This is a genomic window from Sulfurihydrogenibium yellowstonense SS-5 (assembly GCF_000173615.1).
Taxonomy (GTDB): domain Bacteria; phylum Aquificota; class Aquificia; order Aquificales; family Hydrogenothermaceae; genus Sulfurihydrogenibium; species Sulfurihydrogenibium yellowstonense.
Genome location: NZ_ABZS01000001.1, coordinates 1 through 17,500, shown reverse-complemented (window position 1 = coordinate 17,500; position 17,500 = coordinate 1). Strand labels below are relative to the sequence as shown.

The following is a 17,500-nucleotide window of genomic DNA, read 5'->3' as shown; positions in this document are numbered from 1 at the left end:
CACCAACTAGCTGATGGGACGCAGCCCCATCCATAGGCACCCATAAGGGCTTTGGAGCCTCCTCATTATTGGGTATTAGCACCCCTTTCGGGATGTTATCCCCAACCTATGGGTAGGTAAGCTACGTGTTACTCACCCGTTTGCCGGTCGCCAGCACTACTACCCGAAGGTAGTAGCCTGCTGCCCCACGACTTGCATGTGTTAGGCACGCCGCCAACGTTCGCGCTGAGCCAGGATCAAACTCTCCAAAAGAATCTTTTGAAGACCTCGCCCATCTCTTAGCTTCCTTATTCATTTGCCAAGGTCCTTTATCTCAGTCGATTTTTAGCAGATAAAAATTCTATCACTTTTGATTTCTTTTGTCAAGCTGATTTTTTGTGTATAGGTTATACCAGTTTGGGAAAATTCCGATTTTCTTGAATTTATAATATCACAAAAGTATTGTAAAGGTGATTTTTTGTTTAAACTATGATGAGGTCTTTCTATGTTATACCATAGCATATACTCCATCATTTTTTTATTAAACTCATAAACATCTTTTAATTCATAATCTTCGTAGTACATGATAAATTCATCCTGTAATGTCCTATTCATTCTCTCTACATATGCCTGCCCTTTTGGATATCTTGGATAGTTAAAATAATGTTTTATATCTTTTTTCTTTAATGCTTTGGTAAACTCGCCTAAGAATTCACTGCCATTATCTGTTTGTATACCTTTTATCTCAAATGGCATTGCTTTTATCAATTTCTCTAAAAAGTCTTTCGCATTTTTACTGTTTAGCCTGTCATATGCAAAAGTAAAGGAGATTCTTGTTTTTACATCTTTGGCTACAAAGATATAAACTTTTCTACAGGAGTTAAAATAATGTTGTGTCTAAATAAAACTATAAGGAGGAGTAGTAATGAATAAAAAAGAATACTTTGAAAAAATATTAGACAGATCAACTGAAGAATTAGTAAAAGAACTTTTCCCAAATGGTATAACAACTCAAGAAAGAGGCTGTTCCAAAATTAATTTCTCAGTTAAAATTAAATACACAAAATCAAAAAATGGAGCGTTTGTATGAATGAAAAAAACAGGACTGTCATTTAAACAAATCTACAAACTTACAAAAAGATTTTTTAAAAAGATTGAATGTAAAGAAAAGAAAATAGTCAAAGAGGTAGACCAAGAAAGTACAAAGATGAATTTATAATAGCCATATTTCTATATCAAACACTAAAACAATATTCTTATAGAGAAGTTCTTCAAGAACTTAAATATCTTGGTTTTAAAACTCCTTCTTTGAATGACTATCATTATAGAGTTAAACAACTTAATGAAAATATTTTCTCCTGACAATCTCTAAACTCTTTGTATAAGCTTTTATCTTAGATTAATGCGATATACTAAAATTAATAATATATAATTTATTAGCAGTAATTTAGATTGCTTATGTAATCAACTTATTCTAAAAGGAGCTAAAAATGGAAACGGCATTAGAAGTAAATAAAAAACAACATATTTTAGATAACTACCACAAAGCAAAAAAAGAGCTTATAGCAAAACATTATGCTGGAGAAAGTGCACTAACAATTGTTAAAGAGTTATCAGATTTAACAGACCAAACAATCAAAGAGTTTGCGAGAATTTCTTTTCCAAATCTTAATGAGATATCAATTATAGTACTTGGTGGCTATGGAAGAAGAGAGTTATGTTTTAAATCTGATATAGATATCTCAATAGTTTATAACACAGAAGATATAGAAAGTCTAAAAATTGGCATAGAAAATTTTTACTATTGTTTGCTGGATTTAAAATGCGACGTTGGATTTTCTCCCAGAAATATTAAAACTTTTTTAGATTTGTCAAAAGAAGATTTAACAGTAGCAACAGCACTACTTCAAGGTAGATTTCTATGTGGAAATGAAGATATATATAGAACATTGTCAGAAAAATTTAAAAAACTAATAAGGTCTAAAAGAAAAGCATACATAGAAGCTACGCTAAAAGCAAGGAAGGTTAGATACAGCAACACAGGAAGCAGCATTTATCTGATGGAGCCGCATGTTAAAGAAGGCGAAGGTGGTCTTAGGGATTTTCATGAAGTATTTTGGATAGCGAAAGTTTTAGACGATGTTAACGATTATAGATACTTTGTAGAAAAAAACATAATCCTTGAAGAAGAATACATAGAATTGATGAATGCTTATGATTTTCTGTTAAGAATAAGAAATCAGATGCATTTGTTATGCAATAAAAAATGTGATGTTTTAACCTTTGCATTACAGGAAGAAGTGGCTAAAAAGCTTGGTTATGCTCCCGAAAATGCAGATTATGAAACCTTGAGAGAAAGCGTTGAGAGAATGATGAAGCTTTACTACTTGAACGCAAGGTCGATCAATAACATAACAAACAGAATACTAAAAAATCTTACAGAGTCAGAAAGTTCATACGAAGAATATATTCCAATTGATGATATGTTTATAAAAACATCTTCTGAAATAGATGTTTTAAACTCTAAAAAGTTTGAAAAAGAGCCGGAGAGGAACATTTTAAAGGCTTTTAAATACTTTAAAAAATACGGCTTAAATTTTTCTTCTAACCTTGAATATTTGCTTAGAAAAAATGAAAGATTCTTAAAAGGTAAAAAACTATCTGATGACCTAAAAGAGATTGTTAGAGAAATATTTTCTTCAATAAACAACCTTCCAAAAACGCTAAAAAGAATGCAAGATTTTTATGTACTTGATGATTTAATTCCTGAGTTTGGATTTCAAAGATGTCATTTTCAATACGACCATTATCATAAGTATACAACCGATGCCCATGCTATCAAAGCTTTAGAAGAGTTAGAAAACCTTCCTAAGATTGACAGCTTTCAAAAAATAAAAATCTTTGAGATTTACAAAGAAATACAAAGAAAAGACTTATTAATCTGGGCAATATTTTTACATGATATCGGAAAAGGACATAAGGCAGACCATAGCGTCCTTGGTGCAGAAATGACAAGAGATATTTTAGATAGATTTGGTTATCCTTTAAAAGATATAGAAACTGTAAGCTTTTTAGTAAGACATCACTTAGATATGGCTCACATCTCACAAAGGAGAAACCTACACGAACCAAGAGTTATTGAAGATTTCGTTAAAGTTATCAAAAACAAAGAACTTTTAAACATGCTAACAGTTTTAACATGGTGTGATGCAAACGCTGTAGGCTCTGGAGCTTGGAATGACTGGAAGTTTGCATTATTGATGGAGCTTTATAACAAAGCTTCTGAATACTTAGAAAGCAGTAGCATTGAAGATTTGGAAACACAAATTCAAAAGAGATTTGAAGATAAAAAGCGAAAACTCCTTGAACTTTTAACCTTAGAGCTTTCTAAAAAAAAAGCAGAATTTCATTTAAACAGACTTTCAGATTACTATATTTTATCTACACCACTACAAGATATAGTAAAACATATAAAGTTAGAAGATAAGCTTATAGAAGAAAATCTTACACTTACTACCACCTTTGAGAAAAACATAGGAGCAGGATATTCTGATGTTGTAATAGCCGTTAAAAACATAGAAAATCCGCTGCTAATAATCACTGGAATTTTGACTTACTTAAATATTAACATTCTTACTGTATACAGCTTTGAAAGAAAAGATGGAATATACCTTATAGAAACCCAAGTTTCAACCTCAAGCTTAGAAGCTATTGATGAACAAAAGTTTGAGAAATTCTTAAACTTGCTTTTAAAAGTAATTAATGGAGAAGAAAAGTTTGAGAACTTGGTAAGAAAAAGAGATAGAGGATTTAGAGCTTCCACCGTTCCACCGCCTACATATGTAAAAATAGACAATGAAATGTCAGAAAATTACACAATCTTTGATATTTCTGGAGAAGATAGAGTTGGGCTACTTTTTGATATAATCAAAATATTCTCAAAGTACGATTTATACGTTCATATGGTAAAAGCTTCAACGCAGGGTTTGAGAGTTAGAGATGCTTTTTATATTAGAACAAAAAATAAAGAGAAAGTTTATGACAAAAAGCTTCTGGAAAAAGTTCAAAATGAGATACTGGAGCTGTTAAAAAATGGTTAATTTGAAATGTAAGACGTAGAATAATATTATTGTTATCAATTTAAGACAAAACTTATATGGAGAGTGTTTTAAAATTTTAACTAAGACTAAAAATTAATTGACATACCTTGGGTGAGAAATTAAGAATTTTTACAAAATTTAGATAAGGAGATCCTTCGGGCTAAAGCCCTCAGGATGACAGTCAAAGGTTGGTTGATAAATATCAGAGAAAAGTAACCTTATTTGTCGTTCTGAAGCAGGCGAAGAATCTCTACCTTTGCCCAATTTCTCAGTCAACGCATATTTACATACACACTCTACAACTTACAAAAATTTTGCAGCATCCTTAGACCTATGTTTTTTGTTTCAAATAGTAAACTTTCCACCTCTAACGTCCCACATTAAAATGCAAAAGATTTATCTTGAAACTTTGATCTAATATACGATTTTCATCATATTAACAACATGTTTTTTTCTTATTTAAATCATATTGAGATTAATTCTCAATTGCTATAATATTAAAAGTTTTAAGATAGGAGGAGTTAAAATGTGCTCTAAAGAATTAATTGAAAGAGTAGAAGAGTTGGCAAAAGTTTATTCAAAAGTTATAACTTCCTTAGATTCCAAAGAAAAGAAAATTGAGATCTTTGAATCTTATTATAAGATACTGACGACTTTGCAGATATAAATAGTTTGAAAACTCTTGAGAAAAGTTTTTATGATTGAAAATTATTTGATGTAAGCTGATTGAAAAAATATAAGTTTTTATTTGTTTAGAAGTATTAAGATACTGAAGTGGAAGAGAAATTATAAAGATTAATTATGAGATTATTTGTCTGCTATTTTAGCATTATAAGGACATTGATCCGAAGGATCTCTCTTTAACTTTTTAAATTTTAACTTCTAATAAATGATATTTTATTATACTTAAAACTAAGTTTATAAGTAGGTGTAAACATGGTTTATTTAATTGTAATTTTGACATTATTCTTCAGTTCAAAAGTATATTGTGAAGAAAAAGTTTTTAACCTTATGGGTACTTATGCCATAGTAGAGATAGATGGAAAATCGGAATATGAAGTTTACAGATTTTTTAAAAATTTAGAAAACAAATTATCTGATTATATAAAAGACTCTGAAATTTCTGCAATAAATAAATTTGCAGGAATAAAACCAGTTAAAGTTAGTCCGGAAACTTTTGAGGTGATTAAAAAATCAATTGAAATATCAGAGCTTACAGGTGGAGCCTTTGATATAACCGTTGGTGCCATAACAATTAGATATAAAAGAGACAAGGAAATAGACCTAAGACAAGCAAAAAAACTTGTAAATTATAAAGATATTGTATTGGACGAGAAAAATATGACTGTTTTCTTGAAAAAGAAAGGAATGGCTATAGACTTGGGTGGGATTGGAAAGGGTTATGCTATACAAAAAGCATACGAATTTATTAAAAAGGATAAAGGTTTCATAGCAATTGCCGGAGACTTAAAATCATGGGGTCATGAGAGAAATATAGGAATTTTCAATCCTATTACAAAAAAAATATTAACAGAAGGGATTGCAAAAAAAGATATATGTGTATCTACATCAGGAAACTATTTTCAAAAACATATAATTGGACAAAAAACAGACTTATTACAAGTTAGCGTAGTGTATAACGAATGCACATTTACTGATGCTTTATCAACTGCAATCTTTGCAATGGATAAAAACAAAAGAGAAAAATTCTTAAAAAATGCAAAGTTTGGATATTTATTAGTGTTTGAAAATGGCAATATAGAGTTTAATAGAAATTTCTTAGATTTTTTTGAAGAAATTAAGTTTTTTCCGTTTTAAATGATATAATTACATCCAAGATAATATAAATTATGGCAAAAAGAGAAAATAGCTCAAAGATTATAAAAGAGACCATTTTTAAATAAACAAAGGATTCATTAAAAAATCTTATAAACAGACCAGAAAGATTATCTAAAAAGCTTGATACAAATAAGATTAAACCTATTGTTAGACTAATAACTTTCTTTAATTCTGTAAAAAGTAACAAATGGGTAACAGTAAAAGAATATAACGCCATACTCAGCAAGTGGGGATAAAAGACTTTAAACAGTCCTTCTAAGGTTTTAGGCTTTGCATATCTTTCCGGATTTCCTAAGTAGTAGTCTTTTATGCTTTCTGGTGTAAGTCCGAGTTTAATATAAAAGATAAAAAAGTTAAAAACAATAAATACTAAAGTAAAAAAGCTAAAAAATATGATTATAAATTTAATTGCTTTTATGGATGGTTTTATGTTTTTTTTTAATAAGTAAAAGGTTGAGAGGATAAGCATTATAAATGCTAAAGTAATAAATGTTAAAAATGATAATGGTTTAAAATACAAGAAGCTTTCAAAATAATACACTATCAGGTCAGAAAAAGAATACAAAACACTGCTTATAAAGAAAGCAATAATAAGAAACATTTTTAATCTTAGAGTAAAGTTAAATACATTAAAAATTGAGGATACTATTATAATGAGAAACATATTTAAAAATAGATTGATATGTACATTTTCAACTACTTGTTTTACAGAAACCTTTTCTGGAAATTCTGGGTCTGTAAAAAAGTATTTATACAAACTTTCATAGCTAAATCCATACGTAATGTTGTACTGAAAGATGGAAGATATAATAAATAAGAAAGAAAATATATTAAAAAATAGCACTATATAAAAAATGTTTTTTTTAAGCTTAATATCGTTTGTAATCAAAAATCTCATTTTTTCTCGCCAAACAAGGTTTTTACGATTGCGATCGCAAGCCTTGCTCTGTCCGTGATTGCCCTTGAAGTTAAAGTAGCACCGGAAACATTGGGAATACTAATCCTTAATTTAAGACCATCATTATCTAAACTTTTTCCTTTAAAATTTTCAAACCAGTTTTTCTCTGGAAGATATTCCAAGGGTTCTCCAAAATGTAGTACTTCTATAACATCAATTTTAAAATCAGGAGTTATTGTGTATAAAACAACCTCCGGCTTTGTTCTTACTACATGTGTATCTACATAGCCATAAGCTATTATATTTTGTCCTTTCTTTACAATATATATAGAGACTAACTTAGAATCAAATTTAACTCCTGAAAGTTTTTGAATTGATTCTAACTGTTGAGAATTAAGAACTAAATTTTTTATTTCAACATTAGAGCCTGGATAAATCCTTTTTAAAACATCTTCTGGCTTTCTAGATTCATTAGCAAAAGAAAAAGTAAATATAAGGATTAGAGTATATAAGGCATATCTAAACATAAACACCTCCAAAATTGATGATTTTATAAATATAGTCTCAAAACCGGGATTTAGTCCAAATAAATTTTATCATATCATATAAAAAACCGGCAGCATAAACTACCGGCTAAATAATAGGAGGTCTTAGATGAAGAAGTTATTGGGTATATCTCCGCCAAGACTTTTTGAGCTTTGAACTGCTTTGCTTGTGTAAAAAGAGGGAGGAGGAGAAGCATGGGGCAAGAGTCTGCCTAAGTTTTTAGCCATTTTCTCCATCCTCATAAAATTTAAAACATAAAGCCAAGGGTTAACCTGTATTCGTTTTCATCCTTCCTATTTGGGCTGTAGTTTAGCCTTACGTAGTCGGTTTTTATAGCCACCAATGGGTGGGGCTTGTAGGATAGACCCACATTATACACCTTTAGCTTATGTCCCGCTGGCTTATCGGAACCTTGAGGAACCTTTGCGTGGACGTCAAAGTCCTCATAAATGCCAAAAACATAAAGCTCTTGCTTGTCTATCTTAAATAGTCTGAATATATCGTATGCTACTTGCACATAATAACCCTTTTGCTCGGATGGAATGGGTTTACTCGTTCTATCTGCAGGCACCTGAAGATCATCGGTTATTTTCCCTGCGTTATTTACATCCACAATGGCGCCCACAAACCTAACATCCCAACCCCCATACTGCCACCAAAGGTGAGGGGAGATCATAGTCATGCTTCCAAGCTTTGTACCCCTTCTCAGTCCAAGCTGGCTATCGTTACCACCCTTAGACATCACATCCCCCGTCCAGAAAGAAAAGCCAGCCTTTAGGTTGTAGGGAAGTGTGTAATCAACCCTTCCAGTAAAGCCTATCCTATCCGCCACAGCCCTGGCACCCCTCTGTCTAAGTGTTTTTAGTGGTTCTAATGCATTGTAATCACCACCACCCTTTAACATCAAGCCGTTGGTAATGTAAAACCTGTAGTCAAGGTTTTTGATAGCACCATAAACACCAAGTCCCATCTCTTCCCAAGTGGAGAGCAGTATGCGACGCTCAAAAAAGGGTCTTTGTGCACTTGGAAAGGTAGGTGGCTCATGCACCTCGTTTATGATACCCACGGGCATGAGTAAAAGACCGCCTCTCACCCCAAACTCCGGTCTGAAGTTATAGTCCAAAAAGGCAAACTCTGATTTAAAATAACCTCCACCAGTGCCATGAGAGCCAGAGGTAGAAGCATGCTCAAGCTCAAATTCCGAGTTGAACTTCAGCTTCTCATCAAAGGCATAGCCAAGGTAGAGAATGATCCTTTCAACATCTGCTATGCTCTTTGCACCCCCTCTTGCATTTACACTGTTATGTACAAAAGTTAGCTCTCCGTATCCACCTATGGAAACACCCCGAGGGTTAAACATAGCCTTAGATGCAGCGGGACCCATTCCATAGTAAGATTTAACTTCAAGCTCTGGCATAGCTATCTCTATTTTTAACTTTCTAAGCTCTTCTTTTATAGATTCATTCTCCTCTTTCACTTCTTTAACGGAAGCTTGTTCTTGTTTTAACTTCTGTACTTCCTCTTTAAGATGTTTTATCTGATCTTCAAGTATTTTAATTTTATCTTCCGAAGCATGAGCCAACGCTACAGAAGATAACAAAGCCATAGATAATAATGTTTTCCTCATAATGATTACCTCCTAAAATTTTTTTCATATATTATTTTAGAATTTGAGATTGAATTTCAATATGATTAATTCACCTTTAAATCATAAAATATTTATGATTAAAATCACACCTTGGGGTGAGAAATTAGTAATTTTTATAGAATTTAAAAATACCTTGTGTGAGAAATCGGAGATTTTTTTAATAAAATTTAAAAATGAGATCCTTCGGCTTACAGCCTCAGGATGACAGAGAAAGGTTGATTGATAAGCATCAAAGGAAGGATAACCTTATATGCCATTCTGAGCGAAGCGAAGAATCTCATGTTTTTGTTAAATTTCTCACCCGACGTATAAAATATTTATGATTAAAATCATTTTCTCTTTTAAAATTTTAATTGAGAATAAATCTCAGTTTCTAATAATTTCGGAGGTTTGACAATGCACTCAAAAGAATTAATTGAAAGAGTAGAAGAGCTGGCAAAAGTTTATTCAAAAGTTATAGCTTCCTTAGATTCTAAGGAAAGGAAAATTGAGATGTTTGAATCTTATTATGAGATTCTAATGACTTTGCAAAGTATGCAAACTTTACAAACTATACAAAGTGAAGGCTTTGGTAAATGAGAAAGTATTTGATATATTCACTATCAGTATTGATTATACCAAGCTTTGCATTTGCCGGTAAAAAAGCTCTTATATGGGATGATGCTGAAACGCTTGGAACAGGAAATTCTCAAAATGAAAATTACTTTTTTTATACAAAGAACACAGAAGATAGAGAAGGCAGTTATATTTTTAATTTTACGTATGGATATAACGATAAAACTGATTTAGCTTTAAACATTCCTTTTGGGTACTTAAAAAATTATGAAAATACTTACTCAGATATATCAGACCCTTTTGTTGAGGTTAAGTATAGATTTTTTGAGAGAGAAAATTTAAATTTTGCTATAAAGCCATTTCTTGGAATACCTGTAAAGAGAGATAGCAAGTTTAGTGAACATCATTTAAGCTATGGAATTACTTTGATTTCTCAGTTAGAAGTTGATAAGTTTACTTTTTACGCAAACTCATCTTTCATGGTTCATAAGGATAGAATTGTTGGACAAAATGAAATTTTTCAGTCTATTTCTGGAGAGTATAACATTAACGATAATTTTAGTGTAATAACAAGCTTTTATCTTTCTACTTACAGCAGTCAAACAAAAAAAGGTGGATTGGTTGGTGTAGGATATTCCAAGGGTAAAATAGAGATAGGTATCGGAATAGGTGAAAACTTTACTGGAGAAAATGATTATTCTTTCTATGGCGGTTTGACATACAGATTCTTTTGATTTAGCATATAATAAATATTATTGAGATTAAATCTTAATTTAAAGGAAGAAGATGAAAAGACTATTAGATATAAAAGAAGGTTGTAAGGCTGTTGTGAAAGATGTGGATATGGATGAGGCTTTGAAGCTAAAACTTTTTGAGCTTGGTATACTACCCGGAACGGAATTAGAACTTATACAAGTAGCACCTTTTGGTGGACCTATAAAAATAAAACTTCATGATTATTGTCTTGCACTAAGAAGAACAGAAGCTTATAAAATCTTGGTGGAAGAAAAATGTTAAAAGAAATAAAAGTTGCTTTAATAGGGAACCCAAACGTTGGGAAAACCGCTCTACTTAATGAAATTGCCGGAACTGATTTAAAAGTTGGCAACTGGCCGGGCGTCACAATAGAAAAAAAAGAAGCAATTATTATATATAAAGATTATATCATCAGATTTGTTGACTTACCGGGTATTTACAGCCTAAGAAATCAAACAGCAGAAGAAAAAATAACGGTTGATTATCTATTAAATGAAAAACCGGATGTGATTTTAAATATCTTAGACTCTACAAATCTAAAAAGAAATTTATATCTAACAACTCAGTTATTAGAGTTTGAGATTCCGATCGTAGTAGTATTAAATATATGGGATGAGGCGGTAGAAAAAGGAATATCTGTTGACTTTAAAAAGCTTGAAAATCTTTTATGCAGTCCTGTAATTCCTGCATCAGCTAAAAAAAGGCTTGGAATTGATGAGATTTTAGACAAAATCATACAAGTATATGAAAATAAAAAGTTTGTCCAATGTGAGCATTTTGAAGTAGAATTTGAGAAGTATTTAAAAGAAGTTTTAAAACTTGTAGAGATTTATCAACCTGTTCTTTTGAACTTGTATCCTAAACGCTATTTAGCAGTATCTCTTTTAGAAGGAAGTCTAAAAGATAATCTTTCCGATGCACTTGCACAAGAGTTAGAAAAATTAAGAGAAAAAATTAAAAGCATCTATGGAAAAGACGTTAAAACTTTGATTATTGAAGAGAGATACGGGATAGTGTTAAGCATCTACGAGCAAACTGTAAAAAAAGAGCCGGTTAATACAGTAGAAGGTTCATTATTTTTAGATAAAATCTTTTTACATAAATACTTTGGCATTCCGATATTTTTATTTTTGGTTTGGCTTTCTTTTGAGATTACATTTAAACTTTCTTCTCCTTACGTTGATTTTCTAAACAAAGTTTTAGAAGTAGTTGGTATCTGGGCTTTACAGGTTTTAGAGTCTTTAAATGCATCGGAGCTTATTAAATCTTTCGTGGCAGATGCTGTAATAGGTGGAGTTGGATTTGTTATTACTTTTGTTCCGGTGCTTTTTGTGCTGTATATAGTCATTTCTTTTTTAGAAGGAAGTGGGTATATATCCCGTGCAGCGTTTTTGATGGATAGGTTTATGAGTAGCTTTGGATTGAGCGGAAAATCTTTTATTCCACTGCTTCTTGGTTTTGGTTGCAACGTTCCTGCTGTTTATGCAACAAGGACGATTGAAAGCCAAAAAGAAAAAATCCTTACAACTTTAATGATTCCTTTTATGTCTTGTGGAGCAAGATTAACCGTTTTTGCATTTTTTGTAAGCGTTTTCTTTGAAAATCAAAAAGGTTTAGTTATATTCTCTCTTTATATGATTGGGATTTTAGTTGCTGTAATCGTAGCGACATTGCTTAATAAGTTTTATTTTAAGACAAAGTCTGAAGTTTTCATTTTAGAGCTACCACCTTACAGAATGCCAACATTTAAATACATTCTAAACAATGCTTGGGTACGTGTAAAATCTTTTATTGTTGAAGCTGGAACGTTTATTTTTGCAACCTCAATCATAGTTTGGTTTTTAACAAACATTCCTTTTGGAGCTAAAAAAGATGAGTCTTTACTTGCTCAGATTTCTCAAAAAGTATCGGTAATTTTTGAGCCTCTTGGATTTGGAACTTGGCAAGCAACAGCTTCATTATTTTCTGGTTTTGTAGCTAAGGAAGTAGTACTATCAACAATGAGTAATATTTATGTTGGAGAAGAGTTGAAAGAAGAAAAGAAAAGTTTATCCTTTCAAGAAGGATTAAATGAGATTTTTAGCGGCTTTATAGATGCTAATGTAAGTCTTTTTAAAGATTTGGCTTCTACTTTTGGGCTTGTAAAAACAGAAAAAGAAGAGGATGAGTTTAAAGGTCTTGGCTCTGTATTAAAAGAAAGCTTTACACCTGCTCAAGCTTACTCTTTTTTAGTTTTCTTGCTTTTATACACTCCCTGTCTTGCAACAGTTTTTGCAATAAAACAAGAACTAAACAGTTATAGATGGATGTTTATATCTATTTTGATAAACTTTACATCTGCTTGGATTGTTAGTTTCATAATTTACAATTTGATTAGGTGAGAAGACTTAAAGTATAATATCTCATAGATAAAAAAGTGTTTATATTAAAGTCAAAGGATACATATGAGAAGGCTTAAAATTTCCAGACTTTTAGTAGCTTTTATATTGCTTATTTTACCCACCGTAGGATTTAGTGAGGAGAAAGAAAAAAAGCATCCGATAGATATATGGTTAGAAAAATGTATGGAAAGAGAAAATTACACTACAGCAGGGATGTTAAGCTGTTCATCTCAAGCTTTAGATAAGTGGGATAAAGAACTAAATAGAATTTATAAGGAGTTAATAAAAAAACTTTCTCCAGAAGAAAGGGAACTTTTAAAACAAAGTCAACTACAATGGGTTAAATTTAGAGATGCCGAGTTTAAGTTTTTAGATAATCTTTACTTAGGAATTGGTACTATGATTCCAGTAATGATAATGGGAGAAAAATTAGACATAGTCTCTAGAAGAGTGAAAATGTTAGAAGCATATGATTTTTATGTAAAAGAATGGCAGTTAGATAGAAAAGAACATTTTAAACTAAATAAGAGGGTTAAAAATAAGTAAATGCTTGATATAGCATATCGATTGAAAAAGTTTAAAAATTTTTGGGTAATATCAATTTTTATATTAATTGTTTTGCAGGGGCAAAGTTGGGGTGAGAATATTAAACAAAACTATACAGTTCAAACAGATTTTAGTTGTGGAGGGGTTGATGTTAAGGTAATTACACACTGTATTTATAAAGAAAAACCTTATTTACCTTGCTTATCAGATAGCCAATATATTATTATCAGGAGTAAGAAAATAGTTTCATCTTCAACTTTGCTAAAATTAGATCATTCAATTTCTGAAATAACATGCTATAAGAGTAAAAATAACAAATGGTTTATTGAGCTATACTATTCTAATTTAGGCAATTGTTCTGCTTGTGAATATTACGAGTTGTATGACATTAATGGTAATTTGGTAGCTACAGATAGAAAAAAGTTCAGAGTAATTTATAAACATGGTTCTACTAAAGTTATTGAAAGTAAGAATTTTAATGAAGTCGTTAAAAAATATAGAGAAATTTTTAGTAAATTAAAATTGGAAAAAGTAAGCTCTAAGGATGTAAATTTATCAACAGAAAGTAGATAAGGGCTTTCTGTATAGCAATGTTAAATAAAGCTGGAAAGGAGACATATATGAGATGGTTTAGGAAGTTTTGGGTAGTGCTGATTTTTGTAGTAGTTTTTTTGCAGGGACAAGGGTTCGGAAAAGAGAAAAACGAAAAATCAGTTTTTGATGAAAAGAGTGTTAATTTAAAAATAAAAGTTGATAAAGATAAGATAGAATATCAAATTTTTGCATATATTGAACCCGGTACACCAATGACATGGTGCGGTGATGATACATTAGTTATTGGAAACAGTGCAGAATCACTTCAAAAGAAGTTAAGGATTATCTCATTAAAAGATATTGATCTGTTTCAATATAATAACACTCAAAAAATGAAAGTTAAAGAAATAAACATACCTATAGAAAATATTTACGATATTATAGGATGTGCTTCAAAAACAGATACGGTTTATTTAAAAACTTTTGAAAATGATTACATATACGCTTTAAATTTAAGAACTGGTGAAATTAAAAAAATTCTTGCAAATATCGAATTTAAAGCCTTTGATGCTTTAGACAATACGCTTATAGTTAGCATTAATAATAAATCATACATAGATAATCAATTTTTAAAAATGGGATGGAATTAAGCTAATTAGAATACCTAATTCATTTGATGCAAACTGGAAAGTTCTTTATATTTTACCTGATAATAAGCTATTGATGTATAAAACTGGAAAATTTTATATTTATGATTATCAACTTAATAAACTTACAGAGTTGGGTAAAAGTGATTTAAGATTTTCTAATTACATAGACCACCAAATCCTTTGTGATTATGACTATAAAAACAACAAGTTTTTTATATTATGCTGGGATATCAACTCTATTTTAAAATCGGAAAAAGGAAAAACTATAAAGCCAAACTATACTATAGATGTGCCGAGTTTATCAGACTTTAAAGTCATTTCATCTCAGGTTTTAATTTATGCGGAAAATAAAAAAGATTACGATTATTTATACTACTACTATTTTCCGAGCAAGGAAAAAGAATTATTTGCAAAATATCATAGCAAAATTGCTAATGTAAATCCATTTTTTAGTGAAAAACCATGCTCTTATTGTTTTACTCAATCTTCGGTAACAGGAAATAGTTTAGCTTATCTTTTGAAGGATAGAATTGTAATAATAACTTATAGATAAGGGATGGTTTGTATTAAAGTCAAAAATGATTATTGCTTTTAATTAAAAAAGAGGGGATGCATATGAGAAGGCTCAAAATTTTCTGGATTTTGTTGGTTTTTATGTTGTTTATTCTGCCTGTACAGGGGTTTGAGGAGAAAAAAGAGTACACTCCTGAAGAGATTATAAAAGTGTTACATGATGCAGGATATAACTATTGTAGTGATGAAAATATGGACGGGACTGTTTGGGGGGCAATTGTTCAGAGGTATGGGTTAGAAAAATTCATCTTTCCTTCTGAATACTGGAACAAAAAACAAGAAAAGGATGAAAATAATCTTGAAGATAAACTTGTTAAAACAGGTTTAATTCTTGAAGGTACGCCTGATGCTTTTAGTTATCAAAGTTATATAATTTTTAGAAATTATAAAATTATTAATACGAAGTTTATAAACATTAAAAATGTTAATTTAAAAATAGTCAAAGTTTCATATACAAAAATTGGAAAATTTCATATAGGTATACTGTATCATTCGAAAAAAGGATGTAAAGCAGGATTTTGCTTTGAAAAAGGTAAAGAGATAATAGACTATTATTTTATAAAAACTGATAAAGGGTGGAGATTGTTTTTTCCATCCGCAAAAATAACAAAAATAGATTTATATTTATTGCCTGTACCTGTTTGTGCAATAATCAAACAGTATAAAGTTGTATATTTACAAGCAGCTGACGAAGATCCTCAAAATTATATAAGCGAAGTAATTCCAGATATTATTACACCAAAAATAAAAAAAGAAATTCTGACAGTAATAAAAGAGCTTGAAAAAATAAAAAAGGAGGTTAAGAAATGCCAACGGAAGCAAACTTATCAAACAAAGCTAACCACAATGAGTAATTAGAAATTTTATTTAAAAAGGAGAATAGATATGATGAGATTTAAAATTTTCTGGATTTTATTAGTTTTTATATTATTTATTTTATCAAAACAAGGATATGGTGAGGATAAAACCAAAGATTTTACAAAGCCAGAAGAAGTTGTAAAGCAATTTATAATAAATAGAGCTAACATATCAAATTTTATCGATAATAATCCTAATTATTGTAAAGATGTAGTAAAGTTTATTCTTAATGGAGAGAAGTATTTAGACCAAGTTTTAGGAGCTGGATTAGATATTTTGGGAAACTTTTCTATCTTAGATGTATCAATAAAAGGGAATACTGCTAAAGTAAAAGTAAAACTTAAATTTTGCGGCGGATTATCAGGTGATTTGAGTGGAGGGCCTGCTAAATGGACAGAGATTGTAGTATACAACCTTGTCAAAGTGGATAACACATGGAAAATAGTATGGGATAGTCCGCCAGATGAACCCCCTTTTCCATGTGATGATTGGATATCTGTCCCAAAGGCAATTAAACTTTATGAATATATATTGCAACATTACAACGAATATAAATACCTTGGACCAAAAAAGAAATTAATTAAGGATATGAAAAAAATAAAAAAATGTGCAAAGGAGTAAAATGATGCAATTGTTTAAGAGTTTGAAGTTCTGGGAGAGTAGGAATGGAGAGAGAACGCACATGAGAAGGCTCAAAATTTTCTGGATTTTGTTGGTTTTTATATTGTTTATTTTACCAAAGCAAGGATATAGTGAAGAAAATAATAAAGATTTTACAAAACCAGAAGAAGTTGTTAAGCAATTTATAATAAATAGAGCTAATACAAGTTTTATTGATAATAATCCTAATTATTGTAAAGATGTAGTAAAGTTTATTCTTAATGGAGAGAAATACTTAGATGAAAAATGGGGCGGCGGAGTAGATATCTTAGCCAATATATCTATTTTAAAAACATCAATAAAAGATAATACAGCAGAAGTAACAGTAAAACATGATTTCTGTGGAGTATGTGCAAACGATGGATCCTGTGAAATTGGTAAAGATACAGAAATCAAAGTTTATAAGCTTATTAAAATAAACAATACTTGGAAAATAGTATGGGATAGTCCGCCAGAGGAGCCTCCTTTTCCGTGTGGTCACTGGATGTCTATCCAAAAAACAATTGAATTTTATAAATATATACTACAACATTATGACAAAAATAAACATCTTGGACCAAAAAAGGAATTAATTGAAGATATGAGAAAACTAAAAAAATGTGCAAAGGAGGTAAAGTAAGGTAATTGCTTAAGAATTTAAAGTTCTGAGAGAATAGGAATGGAGAGAGAACGCACATGAGAAGGCTCAAAATTTTCTGGATTTTATTAGTTTTTATACTGTTTATTTTGCCAAAGCATGGATTTAGTGGGGAGAGAGAAAAAATAAAAACTTTAAAGCAAAATATAACTTGGTCAACCTTTATTTCCAATGGTATAGATTATATTGATTTAGATGGAGACGGAGAAAAAGATGTTATTGTAAAAGGTTATAGAAACAATATCTCTGCCCATACGTTTTCTGCAATTTCCTTTTATTTATCAAGGAAAATAGATAGCCAAAAGAAATTCAGAAGATTAGATATAATTTCAATCGGTCA

General features: G+C 30.5%; 18 protein-coding genes, 1 rRNA gene and 3 pseudogenes (1 of these 22 cut by a window edge). 17 read left to right on the top strand and 5 right to left on the bottom strand.

The features are described 5' to 3' along the window. Both SULYE_RS00095 and SULYE_RS00090 read right to left on the bottom strand, forming a co-directional pair. Positions 1-252 (bottom strand): 16S ribosomal RNA (locus SULYE_RS00095) (it extends 1,273 nt beyond the left edge of the window). Positions 253-324: 72 nt separating this feature from the next. Continuing rightward, positions 325-855: pseudogene (locus tag SULYE_RS00090) on the bottom strand (integrase core domain-containing protein); the annotation flags it as partial. Between the two features lie 49 nt (positions 856-904). On the opposite strand from SULYE_RS00090, the gene SULYE_RS08275 reads away from it, so the two are divergent. The 5 genes and pseudogenes from SULYE_RS08275 (at position 905) to SULYE_RS00080 (ending at position 5,897) form a co-directional block, all read left to right on the top strand. Further along, on the top strand, positions 905-1,069 hold the full coding sequence (locus tag SULYE_RS08275; protein WP_007545360.1) for a hypothetical protein: 165 nt from the start codon (positions 905-907) through the stop codon (positions 1,067-1,069). After that, a pseudogene (locus SULYE_RS07965) lies at positions 1,070-1,329 on the top strand (IS5-like element ISSulsp1 family transposase); the annotation flags it as partial. A 140-nt stretch (positions 1,330-1,469) separates the two neighbouring features. Continuing rightward, complete coding sequence (glnD, locus tag SULYE_RS00085; RefSeq protein WP_007545356.1) at positions 1,470-4,079, top strand: [protein-PII] uridylyltransferase; 2,610 nt, start codon at positions 1,470-1,472, stop codon at positions 4,077-4,079. A gap of 526 nt (positions 4,080-4,605) precedes the next feature. After that, a complete protein-coding gene (locus SULYE_RS08270) occupies positions 4,606-4,746 on the top strand; it encodes a hypothetical protein (protein ID WP_007545355.1) in 141 nt (46 codons plus the stop codon). Positions 4,747-5,015: 269 nt separating this feature from the next. After that, the gene (locus tag SULYE_RS00080; RefSeq protein ID WP_007545353.1) at positions 5,016-5,897 is read left to right on the top strand and encodes an FAD:protein FMN transferase; all 882 of its coding nucleotides are present in this window, start codon (positions 5,016-5,018) and stop codon (positions 5,895-5,897) included. Here the strand turns inward: SULYE_RS00080 and SULYE_RS00075 are convergent. From SULYE_RS00075 to SULYE_RS00065, 3 genes are all read right to left on the bottom strand, one after another. Then, the gene (locus tag SULYE_RS00075) at positions 5,878-6,816 is read right to left on the bottom strand and encodes a hypothetical protein (RefSeq protein ID WP_007545351.1); all 939 of its coding nucleotides are present in this window, start codon (positions 6,814-6,816) and stop codon (positions 5,878-5,880) included. The genes SULYE_RS00080 and SULYE_RS00075 overlap by 20 nt on opposite strands. Further along, entirely contained in the window at positions 6,813-7,343 is a 531-nt protein-coding gene (locus SULYE_RS00070; protein ID WP_007545349.1) for an FMN-binding protein, read from the bottom strand. The genes SULYE_RS00075 and SULYE_RS00070 overlap by 4 nt, the downstream gene beginning before the upstream one ends. Positions 7,344-7,609: 266 nt before the next feature. Continuing rightward, positions 7,610-8,989, bottom strand: coding sequence for a hypothetical protein (locus tag SULYE_RS00065; protein WP_007545345.1), 1,380 nt, complete (start codon positions 8,987-8,989; stop codon positions 7,610-7,612). Positions 8,990-9,406: 417 nt separating this feature from the next. Here SULYE_RS00065 and SULYE_RS00060 point away from each other — a divergent pair, with 417 nt between their 5' ends. From SULYE_RS00060 to SULYE_RS00005, 12 genes and pseudogenes are all read left to right on the top strand, one after another. Continuing rightward, positions 9,407-9,589 carry a hypothetical protein gene (locus SULYE_RS00060; RefSeq protein ID WP_007545344.1) on the top strand — a complete coding sequence of 61 codons (183 nt, stop codon included), beginning with the start codon at positions 9,407-9,409 and terminating at the stop codon, positions 9,587-9,589. Further along, positions 9,586-10,299 (top strand): hypothetical protein, encoded by a 714-nt coding sequence (locus tag SULYE_RS00055; RefSeq protein ID WP_007545342.1) that lies wholly within the window; start codon positions 9,586-9,588, stop codon positions 10,297-10,299. Before SULYE_RS00060 ends, SULYE_RS00055 begins: the two co-directional genes overlap by 4 nt. A 52-nt stretch (positions 10,300-10,351) precedes the next feature. Further along, positions 10,352-10,582: a FeoA family protein gene (locus SULYE_RS00050; RefSeq protein WP_007545341.1), complete on the top strand. Its 231-nt coding sequence runs from the start codon at positions 10,352-10,354 to the stop codon at positions 10,580-10,582. After that, on the top strand, positions 10,576-12,702 hold the full coding sequence (gene feoB / locus SULYE_RS00045) for a ferrous iron transport protein B (protein WP_007545340.1): 2,127 nt from the start codon (positions 10,576-10,578) through the stop codon (positions 12,700-12,702). Before SULYE_RS00050 ends, feoB begins: the two co-directional genes overlap by 7 nt. Positions 12,703-12,765: 63 nt before the next feature. Then, a complete protein-coding gene (locus tag SULYE_RS00040; RefSeq protein ID WP_007545339.1) occupies positions 12,766-13,248 on the top strand; it encodes a lysozyme inhibitor LprI family protein in 483 nt (160 codons plus the stop codon). Beyond that, positions 13,249-13,821: a hypothetical protein gene (locus tag SULYE_RS00035; RefSeq protein ID WP_007545338.1), complete on the top strand. Its 573-nt coding sequence runs from the start codon at positions 13,249-13,251 to the stop codon at positions 13,819-13,821. It begins immediately after the preceding gene. A gap of 17 nt (positions 13,822-13,838) precedes the next feature. Further along, entirely contained in the window at positions 13,839-14,432 is a 594-nt protein-coding gene (locus SULYE_RS00030; RefSeq protein ID WP_156784740.1) for a hypothetical protein, read from the top strand. A 73-nt stretch (positions 14,433-14,505) separates the two neighbouring features. Further along, positions 14,506-14,985, top strand: a complete 480-nt coding sequence (locus SULYE_RS00025; protein ID WP_007545336.1) for a hypothetical protein — start codon at positions 14,506-14,508, stop codon at positions 14,983-14,985. 62 nt (positions 14,986-15,047) lie between these two features. After that, the gene (locus SULYE_RS00020) at positions 15,048-15,863 is read left to right on the top strand and encodes a hypothetical protein (protein ID WP_007545335.1); all 816 of its coding nucleotides are present in this window, start codon (positions 15,048-15,050) and stop codon (positions 15,861-15,863) included. 27 nt (positions 15,864-15,890) lie between these two features. Continuing rightward, the gene (locus SULYE_RS00015) at positions 15,891-16,484 is read left to right on the top strand and encodes a hypothetical protein (protein WP_043988950.1); all 594 of its coding nucleotides are present in this window, start codon (positions 15,891-15,893) and stop codon (positions 16,482-16,484) included. Positions 16,485-16,545: 61 nt separating this feature from the next. Continuing rightward, positions 16,546-17,142: a hypothetical protein gene (locus tag SULYE_RS00010; protein WP_007545331.1), complete on the top strand. Its 597-nt coding sequence runs from the start codon at positions 16,546-16,548 to the stop codon at positions 17,140-17,142. A 56-nt stretch (positions 17,143-17,198) separates the two neighbouring features. After that, positions 17,199-17,500 (top strand): annotated as a pseudogene (locus tag SULYE_RS00005) (hypothetical protein); the annotation flags it as partial.